Genomic DNA, 12,942 nt, shown 5'->3' with positions numbered 1-12,942 from the left:
ACTTCGTCTTCATGGTCCGCGAGACCTCGCAGATGTTCATCACCGGCCCGGACGTCGTCAAGGCGGTCACCGGCGAGGAGATCACCCAGAACGGCCTCGGCGGCGCCGACGTCCACGCGGAGACCTCCGGCGTCTGCCACTTCGCCTACGACGACGAGGAGACCTGCATCGCCGAGGTGCGGTACCTCCTCTCCCTGCTCCCGCAGAACAACCGCGAGAACCCGCCGCGCGCCGATTCCACGGACCCCGTCGACCGCCGCTCCGACGTCCTCCTCGACCTGGTCCCCGCCGACGGCAACCGGCCGTACGACATGACCAAGGTCATCGAGGAGATCGTCGACGACGGCGAGTACCTGGAGGTCCACGAGCGCTGGGCGCGGAACATCATCTGCGCGCTGGCCCGGATCGACGGCCAGGTGGTGGGCGTCGTCGCCAACCAACCGCAGGTGCTGGCGGGCGTCCTGGACATCGAGGCGAGCGAAAAAGCTGCGCGCTTTGTTCAGATGTGTGACGCTTTCAATGTTCCGATCGTCACCTTCCTGGACGTACCGGGCTTCCTCCCCGGTGTCGACCAGGAGCACGGCGGGATCATCCGGCACGGCGCGAAGCTGCTCTACGCCTACTGCAACGCGACCGTTCCCCGGATCTCCCTGATCCTGCGCAAGGCGTACGGAGGTGCTTACATCGTCATGGACTCCCAGTCGATCGGTGCCGACCTGACGTACGCCTGGCCGACGAACGAGATCGCGGTCATGGGCGCCGAGGGCGCGGCCAACGTGATCTTCCGCCGGCAGATCGCCTCCGCCGAGGACCCCGAGGCCATGCGGCAGAAGATGGTCAAGGAGTACAAGGCCGAGCTCATGCACCCCTACTACGCGGCCGAACGCGGCCTGGTCGACGACGTCATCGACCCGGCCGAGACCCGCGAGGTGCTCGCCAGGTCGCTGGCGATGCTGCACACCAAGCACGCCGACCTGCCGTCCCGTAAGCACGGCAACCCCCCGCAGTAATCCTGCGGAAACCTCTCTCACGGAGACTGACACCCATGAACGTGCCTGACATCCGCGTCGAGAAGGGCAATGCCGACCCGGAGGAAGTCGCCGCCATCACGGCGGTCCTCCTGGCCCGCGCGGCCGCCCGGCCGACCGCCGACACCGAGCAGACCCACCGAGGCCGCGCCAAGGCGGGCTGGCGCCGCCTGGAGCGCGAGAACGGCTTCCGCGCCCCCCACAGCTGGCACGGCTGACAAGTACGTACGGAGAAGGGCCCCTCTCGAGCGAGAGGGGCCCTTCTCCGTATGCGCCGAGGGCGGTCGGCGCCGGCCCGGTGTGGCAACAAGTTCGGGCCCTTCCGAAGAAGGGCCCGGCGATCCACCCGCAGTCGGCGTGCGACCGGTCGTGGCAACCCGGTGGCCGGAACCTACCGCAGCCGAGCCATCAGAGCGTGCTCGACCAGGGTGATCAGCGCCGACTTCGCATCGGCACGATGCCTCGCGTCCGTCGTGATGATCGGCGTGTCCGGCCCGATCTGGAGCGCCTCGCGCACCTCCTCCGGGTTGTACGGCTGGTTCCCGTCGAACCCGTTGAGGGCGATCACGAACGGCAGGCCGCTGTTCTCGAAGTAGTCGACCGCGGGGAAGCAGTCGGCGAGGCGACGGGTGTCGACCAGCACGATCGCGCCGATGGCGCCGCGTACCAGGTCGTCCCACATGAACCAGAAGCGGTCCTGGCCGGGGGTGCCGAACAGGTACAGGATCAGGTCCTGGTCCAGGGTGATACGGCCGAAGTCCATGGCGACCGTGGTGGTCGTCTTGTCCCCGGTGTGGGTGAGGTCGTCGATGCCGGCAGACGCGGACGTCATCACGGCCTCTGTGCGCAGCGGATTGATCTCCGAGACGGCGCCGACGAACGTGGTCTTGCCCACGCCGAAGCCGCCCGCCACCACGATCTTCGCGGAGGTGGTGGAGCGGGAAGGACCGCCGCTAGAGCTTGCGAAGTCCACTGAGCACCCTTTCGAGCAGTGTCACGTCTGGCTGGCCGCCGGCGCTCTCGTCGCCGCCGGGCTGATGAATGGCGACCAGGCCCGCCTCCGCCAAGTCGGCGACGAGGATCCTGGCCACGCCGAGTGGGATCGACAGCAGGGCCGAGACCTCGGCCACCGACTTGATCTCCCGGCAGAGGTTGCAGATCCGCTGATGCTCGGGCAGTTGGCCCTGCATCTGGTGCGGCTGCGCGGTGGTGTGCACCAGTGCCTCGATGGCGAGCTGGTACCGCGGGCGGGTCCGGCCACCGGTCATGGCGTACGGACGCACCAAGGGGTTGTTCGAGCCGGAGGCCGGCGCCGCGTCGGGGCGGCGCTGCGGCTGTACCGGCTGGATGCGCGGCGCCGGCGGCTGGTCGTACGGGGACGGACCGGGGCCCTGCGGCGCGTACGGCTGCCGGTGGCTCGGCGTGGAGGGGAAGTTGTACCGGTTCGCGGAACCGTCGCCGCCCTGGCCCTGCGCAGGACCGTACGGCCAGTTGCCGTTATTCGAACCGCCTGGGGGTGTTGCCACTCTCTCTCCTCCTCCGACCGTGCCGGGCACCCATCCCTGTGGAGCCGCGTCCCGAAACCTTACGGCCCCGGGACGCCAAAACGCACCGTCTGACTATTAGTTGAGAAGGCTTCCCTGGAGTTCCGCACGCAGATCCGGGGTAAGAACCGTGCCTGCGCGGTCGACCAAAAGGGCCATCTCGTACCCAACCAGGCCGATGTCGGCCTCGGGGTGGGCCAGAACCGCCAGCGAGGAGCCATCGGAAATGGACATGATGAACATGAACCCCCGCTCCATCTCCACAACCGTCTGATTCACGCTGCCGCCCTCGAAGATCCGGGACGCGCCTGCCGTCAGGGACGTCAGACCGGAGGCGACGGCCGCGAGCTGGTCGGCGCGGTCGCGGGGGAAGCCTTCGGACATCGCCAGAAGGAGTCCGTCGGCGGAGACCACCACCGTGTGGGACACCCCCGGGGTGTTGTCCACGAAGTTGGTGATCAACCAGTTCAGGTTCTGTGCCGCCTGGCTCATCGGGCTCACACTAACGCTCCTGGTTGTAGGTGCTGTCAGGACCACTGTGGTGATTTCTAGTGGCCTGGCCGTTCGTTTCACTGCCTGCGCTGCGTCCACGCTGGACGCCTCGACGCAGGTTGCTCAGCCTGCCCCGGACGTCCTCCGGGGCGCGGGAGACCTGTGGGCCTCCCTGAGGGGTGCTCGCGGCGGCTCCCTCGACCAGGTTGGCCTTGGGTACCCGCCTCGGCAGGCCGGAGGAGGTGACCCCGCCCGCCTTGGGCTTGCGCAGCGCCGAGGCCTGCTGCCAGCGCTCGTCGTTCTGCGACCGCCAGTCGCTTTCGCCGGTCGGCGTCGCGGCCGGGGCCGCCTGAGCAGTCGGTGCCGGAGCCTGCTGCGCGGGGCTCGTGCCGTTCGCGCCGCTCGTGCCGCCGCCCGTGGATCCCCGGCGGGGCAGTCCGGCGTCGGTCATCTGGTGTCCGGCGGCGGGAGCCGCTCCCGGACGGTCGAAGCCTACGCGGTTCTGCTCGTCCACGTCACCGGCCTGCGCCGATTCCGCTTCGGGAGCGTACTGGGCCGGGTAGCCGTTCTGGTAACCGTCCTGCTGCGGCCAGTCGTCCTGGTAGTCCCGTTCGCGGAAGGTCCCGAACGCCTCGGGGGCGGCGGCCTCGGCGGCCGCGGGCTCCTCCTGGACCGGCTCCGGATACGCGGGCTCCGGGTAGCCGCCGCCCGACGGGAACGCCTCGGGCGAGAACGGGTCGTGCTGCTGCGGCAGGCCGCCGCCCTGCGTGTAGAACTGCTCGTCGTACGGGCTCTGCGACTGCTCCTGGTACGACGGCTGCGCGTCGTAGCCCGTGGGCTGCTCCTGGAATCCCGTACCGCCGGTGTCGTAGCCCTGCCGGCCGCTGTCGAACTCGTCGGTGTACGCCGGTATCTCGGCGGTCTCCTGCGGGGCTCCCGGCAGCTGTGCGGCCTGCGGGGGCTGCGCCTGGGCCTCCAGGGCCGCACGGCGCTCCTCGCGCATCAGGGAGCGGCCGACGGGGTCCAGGTCGCGGATGTCGTCGGGGACTTCCACGTAGCGGCTGTCGTCGAAGCCGAGTTCGGCCGCGGTGCGCATCGGCTGGAGCTGCGGCTGCTGGAAGCTCTCACCCTGGAACTGCTGCTCGGGGATGATCTGCGAGACCGTGAACTCGTCGCGCTCCAGCGGCTGTTCGCCACCACCGCCGTGCGTGATCGCGTCCGGCAGCATGACCAGCGAGGTGGTGCCGGCCTGCTCGCCCGAGGGGCGCAGCTGGACCCGGATGCCGTGCCGGTCGGAGAGCCGGCCGACCACGAACAGGCCCATGCGCTGCGAGATCGCGGCGTCCACGGTCGGCGGGTTGGCCAGCTTGTGGTTGATGTCCGCGAAGTCCTCGGCGGTGAGGCCGATGCCCTTGTCGTGGATCTCGATCATGATGCGGCCGTCGGGCAGCCGGGTCGCGGTGACGCGGACCTTGGTCTGCGGGGAGGAGAACGTGGTGGCGTTCTCCAGGAGCTCGGCGAGCAGGTGCACGAGGTCGGTGACCGCGCGGCCGTGGATCTCGGCCTCCGGGACGCCGGACAGCTCGATGCGCTCGTACTGCTCCACCTCGGAGGAGGCGGCGCGCAGCACGTCGACCAGCGGGACCGGCTGGTCCCAGCGGCGGCCCGGCTCCTCGCCGGCGAGGACCAGGAGGTTCTCGCCGTTGCGGCGCATACGGGTCGCGAGGTGGTCCAGCCGGAACAGGTTCTCCAGCTGGTCCGGGTCGGCCTCGTTGTTCTCCAGGTCGGTGATCAGGGTCAGCTGGCCCTCGATCAGCGACTGGTTGCGGCGCGACAGGTTGGTGAAGATCGCGTTGATGTTGCCCCGCAGCAGGGCCTGCTCGGCGGCGAGCCGCACGGCCTCGCGGTGGACCTGGTCGAAGGCGCGGGCGACTTCGCCGATCTCGTCGGTCGAGGTGATCGGGATCGGTGCCACCCGGGTGTCGACCCGGCCGGGGTCGGTGCGGGAGAGCTGGTCGACCAGCATCGGCAGGCGCTGCTCGGCGATGCCGAAGGCGGCGTTGCGCAGCTGGCGCATCGAGCGGGACATCTGGCGCGCCACCATGCCGGCCAGGATGAACGCGGCGAGCAGGGCGACCACGACCGCGGCACCGGTGATGAACGCGGAGGTCTTGGCGTCGTCGGCGATGCCGGACGCCTCGCTCACCGCCTTGTCGGCCATGTCCGACTCGATCGTGCGGTAGGCGCTGTACTTGAGGGTGTTCACCGCCCACCAGTTCTCGGCGGTGATGCCCTTGGCCGCCAGCGCCTGCCGGGTGAGGGGGTTGGTGTCCTGGAGCGTCGCCAGCGCCGAGACCATCGTGGTGGTGCTGGACGGCGGGGCCACGTATTTCGGGTCCTTCGCCTTGGCCTGCTGGACCATGGCCGCGCCGTCGGTCTTGATCTTCTGCTCGAGGTCGGTCAGCTTCTGCGCGTCGGCCTCGGTGCCACCGCCGACGTACTCCTCGACGGCGATGCCCTCCAGATAGGCGTACGAGGAGAGGGCGACCCGCTGGGAGGCCAGGTTGCCGGCGTCCGGTCCCGGCTTGACCAGCAGGTGCATACCGATCGAGCGCTCCAGCGACAGCGCCGCCTTGGTGAGCGAGATGGCGTAGACGGTACGGCCGTAGGAGGTGATGTTTCCGGTGCCCAGACCGAGTTCGTTGGCGAACTCCATCAGCGGGTGGGCGATCTGGGTGTATCCCTCTTCGGTCTTCACGCCGGTGAGCCTGGTGGTGTACGCGGCGGCGCGGAGGTCGGTGAGCTGCGGCTCGGCCTCCCGGAACAGTTTCAGACGGCGTTCCAGGCCGGGTTTCTGCGGCATGTTCTGCGCGGCCGCGTCGAAGGCGTCGGCGGCCTTGTCGGTCCGCTGCCGCGCGTCGGTGACGACCTGCTTGTTCTTGTCCAGCAGGATCGGCGCCGCGCTGACGTCACGCTCGTTGTAGAGGGCGTCGCCGTAGGTCAGGGCGGCGCGGACCAGGCGGGCGGTGTTCTCCGCGTCGCGGGCCTGCTGCCAGGTGTCGATGGAGCTCTTCACCTGGAAACCGCCCATGACCAGGCCGACGACCACGGGTATGAGCAGGATCGCGTTCAGCCTGGTCGGCACACGCCAGTTCCGCGGGGAGAAGCGGCCGCCGCTCTTCGGGGGCGCGGCCGGTGGTTCCGCGGCTGGCACAGGGGTGGGCGCCGCAGCGCGCGGCGGCGGGGTGAAGTTGCCCCGTGCCGACGGCTCGGGACCGTTCTTGCTTCGCCTCACTCGACCAACAACCTCTCGGCGGCGGGCACCTGTCGTCGTGCCGCAGTCTCTCAGAGCCCGGTGTGTCACAGACCACTACTCAGTACGTCTTTGACTATTAGGCAGTTCAGGCATTCCAGCACGGGGCCCGGCGCAGTTCCAAACAGTGGAAACCGCCGGAGTGCGCTGATGTAAGCCCCAGATAAAACGGTCATAAAGAGCGAGCCCCGCCAAAAGGCGGGGCTGTCGTGCGCGCAGCGGTACCGCGTGACCGCGACGCGTGGCGATACCACCGGATTCCTCTGCCGAAACGTTATGAACACCGGAGCCGACCGTGTCAAAGGCCACAGCCGGCTCCGGTTTCCGTACGGCAACTGCCGTACATCACGTCTGCTTTGGGTACGCCTGGCCGCTACCGCAGCCGGGCCATGAGCGCGTGCTCGACCAGTGTGATCAGCGCGCTCTTCGCGTCGGCCCGGTGTCGGGCGTCGGTCGTGATGATGGGCGCGTCCGGCCCGATCTTTGGTGTTCGCCCGCGGCTCACCGACTCCCAGGCCGCGAACCACACGGCCCAGAAGGTTCTGTCAGCTGCCGCGCGTCCACTGCTGGTTGGTACCGCTGTTGCACGTGTACGTGATGATCGCGGCCGAGTTGGCGGTGGACGCGCCGCTCACGTCCAGGCACTCCCCGCTCGTACGGGCCTTGATGTTGACGTAGGAGCCGGAGGTCACGACCGACCACTGCTGGGTGGTGGCGCCGGTGCAGTCCTCCTGCGTGACGGCGGTCGAGCCCTCCTGGAGGCAGAGCGAACTGCCGCGGCCCATGAGCTCGTAGTAGCCGGTGCCCAGGTCCTTGAACCACCACTTCTGGTTGGTGCCGCTGTTGCAGGTGTACTGACTGATCGCGACGCCTTCCCGGAGGGACTGGTCGGGGACGTCGGCGCACTTGCCGCTGTGCCGCGCGACCAGGGTGTTGTACGTGGCACCGGTGCCGCTGACGGTGCCGGCGGCCGTGTCGACGGACACCTCCGGGTACCAGGACATCGACATCGAGGTGGACGTCGGGAAGGTCAACGGCAGCCAGACGTAACGCGAGTCGTTGACGGTACCGCCGAAGGAGTTGCCCCAGCGGTCGCCCATGTAGAGGTACGAGGTCCCCGAGGTGCCGCTGACCGGCAGGACGTAGGCGGTCTGGGATCCGTACGCCGTGGAGTCGCCGACGTTCGTCCAGGAGGTCCAGGGTCCGGCGAGCGAGGTGGCGGTGGCGTACTTCTGCTGGTTGGGGCTCCAGCCGGTGGCCGCCGAGGTCAGCATGAAGTAGACGCCGCCCCGCTTGAAGAGCGCCGGGGCCTCCCGGCTGGCGCCGGCCCAGGGGTTGGCGACCAGGCTGTCGATGCCGGTGTAGTCGGCGGTGAGCCTGTAGATCTGCAGGTCGGCGTTCTCGTTCGCGGCCGAGACCATGTAGGCCGTGCCGTCGGTGTCCACGTACGTGGTGAGGTCCCGGGACATGTACTGGCCGAGCGGCCGGAAGCTGCCCTGGTAGGTGTAGGTGCCGTCGACGGTGTCGGAGACGGCGACGGCGGCACGGGCCTCGCTGTAGTCGACGCCGTTCTCCTTGTGCATCCACATCACGAACTTGCCGGTGGAGGCGTTGTAGATGACCTTCGGGCGTTCGATGTAGGCGGTGCCGAGCTCGGTGGCGGAGGACTGGGTGAGGACGTGGCCCCGGAACTCCCAGGTCTTCAGGTCGGTGGAACGGTAGGCGTCCACGGACTTGAAGGTGTTGTCGGAGTTGCGGTCCTCGCCGAACCAGTAGTAGTACGAGCCGACCTTGACGACCCCGCCGCCGTGGGCGTGCACGATGTTCCCCGAGGTGTCGGTGAACTGGGTGCCGTTGGTGACGGTCTGGGCGGCGGCCGCGGCGGGACCGGCGGTGGCCAGGGCGCCGATCACCGCCAGGCAGAGGGACAGCAGGACCGCGTACGCACGTCTCATCGGTGCTCTCCTTCGTTGTGATCGCCGAAAAGGTAAGGGTGTGTCACCGGCAGGTCAACGGGTCTGACGAGACAAGGGGGAAAGCGATTTCCACGCGGTCGCCGGCGCGGCGGTTCTCTCCCGAATTCCTGCTATTGCGCCCTCGCCGCGTCAGGCCTGCGCACCCGGAAGCGGAAGCACGGCAGGGGCGGTCGGCACGCGGCCTGACCATGGGCTACGGGGCCTTCCCGGGCTCGGGCGCGGCCCCCGCCTGCCGAAGGGCGGGGATCAGGTCCGCGACGCGTTCGAGCTGGTCGCGCTGGGAGCGCAGGCCCAGGGCGCCGAGACGTACGACGAGGTGCCGGGCGCCGGCGGCGACGTACCGGCCCAGGCGTTCGAGCACCTGGTCGGCGGTACCGGTGACCACCGCCTGGATCGTCTCCAGTTCGGACAGCGGCATGCCGTAGGTGGCCCGTGCGTAGGCGTCCAGTGCCGGACGGCCGTTGTCGGCGTCGTCGATCCGTACCGAGACGAACAGTGCGGGGGTGATGTCCCCGGCCGCGCGGCCCGCGTCGGCCGCCGCTCGGCGGACTTCGCGGAGACCGGACGCGTACTCCTGCGCGACGGGCGGATAGGGCAGCCATCCGTCGTACATCCGGCCCGTTCGGGCCAGCGCGGCGGGGCCGGCGCCGCCGAGCCAGACGGGCGGACCCGCGGGACGAGCGGGCCTGGTCGTGGGCGGGATGCCGTCGAAGCGGAGGATCTCGCCGTGGAAGGCGTCGGCCCCCTCCCACAGGGCCCGCCACAGCGCGACCGTCTCGTCCAGGCGGGCGAAGCGCCGCTCCCACGGCAGCTCGGACAGCGCGTAGAGGGGCCGCCCGAACCGGCCGGGAAACCCGGCGCCGACAGCCACGGTGAGCCGGCCGCCGGAGAGCAGGTCGATCGACGCGAGGGCCTGGGCGGCCTGTACCGGCCGCCGCAGAAACGGCAGCAGTGCGGCTGTGCCCAGCGTCGCGGTCCCGGTCACCGGGGCAAGCGCGGCCAGCATGGTGAGGGCCTCGATCCGGGGGCTGATCAGGGAATCGTTGACGAAGAGCGAGGAGAAGCCGGCGTGTTCGGCGTGGCGGCCGAAGGCGACCAGGTCACGAGGGTCGTCGCCGGCGCCCCACTGGGCGGTTCCGGTCGGAAGCAGTACACCGATGTCCATGCCCCAGAGGTTCACGACCGCCTCGGCCGCCGACAATTCCCCGCGGGGAATGGCCGGGGACCCTCGGCCGCCGCTACAACAGGCCGGTGGACTTCCCCCGTGCGCTTCGCGAACGCCGTATCCGCCGTCACCTCAGCCAGCTCGATCTGGCGCTGCGGGCGGGCACCACCCAGCGGCACCTCAGCTTCATCGAGTCCGGCAGGTCCGTCCCCGGCCGGAACATGGTCGTGCGGCTGGCCGAGTCGCTGGAACTGCCCCTCAGGGAGCGCAACGACCTGCTGCTGGCCGCCGGGTACGCGCCCGTCTACCCCGAGAGCCCACTCGAGGACCCGGTGCTGGCCCCCGTGCGGACGGCGATCGACCACATCCTGCGCGGGTACCGGCCCTATCCGGCACTGGTGGTGGACCGGCGCGGCGACCTGGTCGCCGCGAACACCGCCTTCGCCCTGGTCACCGAGGGCGCCGCCCCCGAACTCGTCGGACCGGGCACGAACGTCTACCGCCTGGCGCTGCATCCCGACGGCCTGGCACCGCGCATCCTCAACCTCGCCGAATGGGCCCGCCACATCCTGGCCCGGCTGGCTCACCTGCCGGAGTTGCGCACGGAACTCACCGGGTACGTCCCCCCGCTCGAGCCGTCCGCCGGGCTCCTGGGTTTCGCGGTCCCGCTCCGCCTGCGGTCCTCGTACGGCGAGCTGCGCCTGATGACGACCGTGACGACCTTCGCCACCGCCGTCGACGTCACGCTCGCCGAGCTGAAGCTGGAGGCGTTCCTGCCGGCCGACCCGGCGACGGCCGAGGCGCTCTCGGCAGCCGCCGGGTCCACTGCCCCGACCGGCGCGGGTCAGGCACCCGGGAACATGTAGTCGGCCTTGATCCGGCCGTCGGTGTCGAGCACGCGGAACTCGAGGCCCCCGCCGACGACGTCGCCGGTCGCGGCGGAGACCGCCTCCCAGCCGAAGGTGACCACACCGTGCAGGCGCACGGCGTCGGCACGTGCCCTGAAGGTGAGTCCTCGCTTCTCGACGAACCGCTCGTGGGTGCGTGCCACCCGGGTCTCGATGGCATCGTGTCCCTGGGCCTCCAGAGTCGTGTGGTCGAAGCCGAGTGCCGCGGCGGTCTCCCGGATGTCCGCGGGCGGCTGAAGGATGTGCGTGGCGTCCTCGGCCCACAGCCGCTCGACGACCCTGCGGCGTTCGACGGCGTCCGGTACGACCCACTGGGCCATGTAGCGGTCGGCCAGGTGCTGTGCGTCGATCTCGATCATGGGTGGCTCCTCGGCGGGAAGGTCGCTTCGCAGCAGATCCTGCGGCGCGTGACCTGGACCGCCAATTCCCTGTGGGGAACGGGGGTCGGTGTCGGGGCGCCGAGGATCCGCGTCCGTGTCGTGGGCGAGCTGTTCGCGGACCGGACACGATCGGGTGTCCGGCGCGGGGTCGGCTAGCGTCGGGGTATGAGCAGCGACAACTCCCCCAGCCTCGCCGACGCCCTCGCCGCCGGGACGGTCGTGCTCGACGGCGGCATGTCCAACCAGCTGGCGTCCGCGGGCCATGACCTGAGCGACGAACTGTGGTCGGCGCGGCTGCTGGCCGACCGTCCGGACGCGGTCCGTGACGCGCATCTCGCGTACTTCAGGGCGGGCGCCGACGTCGCGATCACCGCCAGCTACCAGGCCACGTTCGAGGGTTTCGGCAGGCGCGGGATCCCCCGGGAGGAGGCCGCCCGGCTGCTCGCGCTCAGCGTGGAGCTGGGGCGGGACGCGGTGCGGCGGGCGCGCGCCGAGGGGATCGTACGGCCGCTGTGGGTGGCCGCGTCGGTCGGGCCGTACGGGGCGATGCTCGCCGACGGCTCCGAGTACCGGGGGCGGTACGGGCTGGGCGTCGACGAGTTGGAGGCGTTCCACCGGCCGCGCCTGGAGGTGCTGGCCGGGGCGGGGCCGGACGTGTTCGCGCTGGAGACCGTGCCGGACGCCGACGAGGCGGCGGCGCTGCTGCGGGCGGTACGGGGGCTGGGGGTGCCGGCGTGGCTCTCGTACAGCGTGGCGGGGGGACGGACGCGGGCGGGACAGCCGCTGGAGGAGGCGTTCGCCCTGGCCGCCGACGTGGACGAGGTGATCGCGGTGGGCGTGAACTGCTGTGCGCCCGAGGACGTGCCGGGGGCGGTGGAGGTGGCCGCGCGGGTGACCGGGAAGCCGGTGGTCGTGTATCCCAACAGCGGTGAGGTGTGGGACGCGCGGGCTCGGGCGTGGACGGGGCCGACGACGTTCGGGGCGGAGCAGGTCGCGGGGTGGCGGGAGGCGGGGGCCCGGCTGATCGGGGGGTGCTGTCGGGTGGGGCCGGAGGGGATCGCGGGGATCGCGGGGGTGGTGTGAGCGGCGGCCCAGACGCCGTGCCGAGCCCTGTACGTGGGCGGCTCAAGGCCTGTCGGGCTGGTCGCGCCCACGCGGCGGAGCCGCGAATCAGCACTGTCCCGCGCCCCTCACGGGGCGCTAAGGTCCCGTCGGGAACCGGTTGCCGGGGGGTGGGCTTGACCAGAAGAAGCGGGGAAGCCGGGCGGAGCACCATTCGTGATGTCGCCGCCCGTGCCGGGGTGTCCGCCTCCACCGTGTCGCGGGTGCTCGCCGGTGACTATCCCGTCAGTGCCGCCGCCCGGAGCCGGGTGCTGCGGGCCGTGCGGGAGATGGACTACGTCGCCGACGCCCGCGCCAAGGCGATCGCCGGGGCCGGTACGCCCACGCTCGCCTTCGTGCTGGAGGACATCACCGGGCCCTCGTTCGCGCACATGGCGCACGGGGTGGAGCGGGAGGCGGCACGGCTCGGGCATCTGTCGCTGGTGTGCAGTACCGACGGCGACGTGCGGCGCGAGCTGGAGTTCATCGAGATGATGCGCGCCCAGCGGGCCGCCGCCGTGATCCTGGTGGGCGGGGCCGCGGACACCCCCGAGTACCGGGAGCGCACCCGCCGGATCGCCGACTCGCTGGCGTCGGCCGGATCCCGGCTGGTGCTGTGCGGACGGCCGCCGCTCGGTCCCGGCGCGCCGGTCACGGTCATCGAGTACGACAACGAGGGCGGCGCCTACGCCCTGGTCGCGCATGTGCTGGCGCAGGGTCATCGGCGGGTGCTGTTCCTCGGCGGGAAGCCCGACCACACGACGGCGCTGGGCCGGGAGCGCGGCTACCTGGCCGCTCATCGTGCCCGGGGTCTGGAGCCCGACCCCGCGCTGCTGCTGCACGGCGACTTCACCCGGGACTCCGGGCACCGGCTGATCCGGCAGGCCCGCGCCGCGGGACTGGAGTTCAGCGCGGTGGTCGCCGCCACCGACATGGTGGCGGCGGGTGCGCTGACCGCCCTGCACGAGGCGGTAGGACCCGCCGCCCACCGTCTCGTAGGTCACCGCACCGAAGTTCACCGTTTCGTCACAGGGC

At 70.7% G+C, this 12,942-nt stretch carries 12 protein-coding genes and 1 pseudogene; 5 read left to right on the top strand and 8 right to left on the bottom strand.

Annotated features, from left to right (window positions below; genetic code table 11):
* On the top strand, positions 1–1,010 hold a 1,010-nt coding region (locus ABZ646_RS26020; RefSeq protein ID WP_360523470.1), incomplete at its 5' end, for a carboxyl transferase domain-containing protein.
* Positions 1,011–1,045: 35 nt separating this feature from the next.
* Positions 1,046–1,246 carry an acyl-CoA carboxylase subunit epsilon gene (locus tag ABZ646_RS26015; protein WP_046729245.1) on the top strand — a complete coding sequence of 67 codons (201 nt, stop codon included), beginning with the start codon at positions 1,046–1,048 and terminating at the stop codon, positions 1,244–1,246.
* A gap of 173 nt (positions 1,247–1,419) precedes the next feature.
* Here ABZ646_RS26015 and ABZ646_RS26010 read toward each other — a convergent pair whose 3' ends face one another.
* The 7 genes and pseudogenes from ABZ646_RS26010 to ABZ646_RS25980 all read right to left on the bottom strand — a co-directional run bounded on the left by ABZ646_RS26010 (position 1,420) and on the right by ABZ646_RS25980 (position 9,518).
* Positions 1,420–2,001 carry an ATP/GTP-binding protein gene (locus ABZ646_RS26010; RefSeq protein WP_046729246.1) on the bottom strand — a complete coding sequence of 194 codons (582 nt, stop codon included), beginning with the start codon at positions 1,999–2,001 and terminating at the stop codon, positions 1,420–1,422.
* Positions 1,982–2,554, bottom strand: a complete 573-nt coding sequence (locus ABZ646_RS26005; RefSeq protein WP_360523467.1) for a DUF742 domain-containing protein — start codon at positions 2,552–2,554, stop codon at positions 1,982–1,984. Before ABZ646_RS26005 ends, ABZ646_RS26010 begins: the two co-directional genes overlap by 20 nt.
* Before the next feature lie 96 nt (positions 2,555–2,650).
* Positions 2,651–3,064: a roadblock/LC7 domain-containing protein gene (locus ABZ646_RS26000; protein ID WP_046729253.1), complete on the bottom strand. Its 414-nt coding sequence runs from the start codon at positions 3,062–3,064 to the stop codon at positions 2,651–2,653.
* A gap of 10 nt (positions 3,065–3,074) precedes the next feature.
* Positions 3,075–6,359 carry a nitrate- and nitrite sensing domain-containing protein gene (locus ABZ646_RS25995; protein WP_360523464.1) on the bottom strand — a complete coding sequence of 1,095 codons (3,285 nt, stop codon included), beginning with the start codon at positions 6,357–6,359 and terminating at the stop codon, positions 3,075–3,077.
* Between the two features lie 391 nt (positions 6,360–6,750).
* Positions 6,751–6,861 (bottom strand): annotated as a pseudogene (locus ABZ646_RS25990) (ATP-binding protein); the annotation flags it as partial.
* A gap of 61 nt (positions 6,862–6,922) precedes the next feature.
* Positions 6,923–8,332, bottom strand: coding sequence for an RICIN domain-containing protein (locus ABZ646_RS25985; protein WP_360523461.1), 1,410 nt, complete (start codon positions 8,330–8,332; stop codon positions 6,923–6,925).
* A gap of 214 nt (positions 8,333–8,546) precedes the next feature.
* Positions 8,547–9,518 carry an LLM class flavin-dependent oxidoreductase gene (locus ABZ646_RS25980; protein WP_360523458.1) on the bottom strand — a complete coding sequence of 324 codons (972 nt, stop codon included), beginning with the start codon at positions 9,516–9,518 and terminating at the stop codon, positions 8,547–8,549.
* Positions 9,519–9,604: 86 nt separating this feature from the next.
* On the opposite strand from ABZ646_RS25980, the gene ABZ646_RS25975 reads away from it, so the two are divergent.
* On the top strand, positions 9,605–10,384 hold the full coding sequence (locus ABZ646_RS25975; RefSeq protein WP_360523455.1) for a helix-turn-helix transcriptional regulator: 780 nt from the start codon (positions 9,605–9,607) through the stop codon (positions 10,382–10,384).
* Here the strand turns inward: ABZ646_RS25975 and ABZ646_RS25970 are convergent.
* Positions 10,363–10,785, bottom strand: coding sequence for a hypothetical protein (locus tag ABZ646_RS25970; RefSeq protein ID WP_360523452.1), 423 nt, complete (start codon positions 10,783–10,785; stop codon positions 10,363–10,365). The genes ABZ646_RS25975 and ABZ646_RS25970 overlap by 22 nt on opposite strands.
* 186 nt (positions 10,786–10,971) lie before the next feature.
* On the opposite strand from ABZ646_RS25970, the gene mmuM reads away from it, so the two are divergent.
* Together mmuM and ABZ646_RS25960 are read left to right on the top strand one after the other, a co-directional pair.
* A complete protein-coding gene (mmuM, locus tag ABZ646_RS25965) occupies positions 10,972–11,889 on the top strand; it encodes a homocysteine S-methyltransferase (RefSeq protein ID WP_360523449.1) in 918 nt (305 codons plus the stop codon).
* Positions 11,890–12,044: 155 nt separating this feature from the next.
* A partial coding sequence (locus ABZ646_RS25960) for a LacI family DNA-binding transcriptional regulator (RefSeq protein ID WP_360523446.1) occupies positions 12,045–12,942 on the top strand: 898 nt, incomplete at its 3' end.

The sequence above is a fragment of the Streptomyces sp. NPDC007162 genome, assembly GCF_040634175.1.
Lineage (GTDB): Bacteria > Actinomycetota > Actinomycetes > Streptomycetales > Streptomycetaceae > Streptomyces.
Note: the sequence above shows the minus strand (reverse complement) of the source record. Positions and strands in the feature narration are given on the sequence as shown.

Excerpts from the sequence above, each read along its gene's own strand:
- ABZ646_RS26015 (WP_046729245.1), top strand. The coding sequence starts at position 1,046 with ATGAACGTGCCTGACATCCGCGTCGAGAAGGGCAATGCCGACCCGGAG.
- ABZ646_RS26000 (WP_046729253.1), bottom strand. The coding sequence starts at position 3,064 with ATGAGCCAGGCGGCACAGAACCTGAACTGGTTGATCACCAACTTCGTG.
- ABZ646_RS25985 (WP_360523461.1), bottom strand. The coding sequence starts at position 8,332 with ATGAGACGTGCGTACGCGGTCCTGCTGTCCCTCTGCCTGGCGGTGATC.
- ABZ646_RS25980 (WP_360523458.1), bottom strand. The coding sequence starts at position 9,518 with ATGGACATCGGTGTACTGCTTCCGACCGGAACCGCCCAGTGGGGCGCC.
- ABZ646_RS25970 (WP_360523452.1), bottom strand. The coding sequence starts at position 10,785 with ATGATCGAGATCGACGCACAGCACCTGGCCGACCGCTACATGGCCCAG.
- mmuM (WP_360523449.1), top strand. The coding sequence starts at position 10,972 with ATGAGCAGCGACAACTCCCCCAGCCTCGCCGACGCCCTCGCCGCCGGG.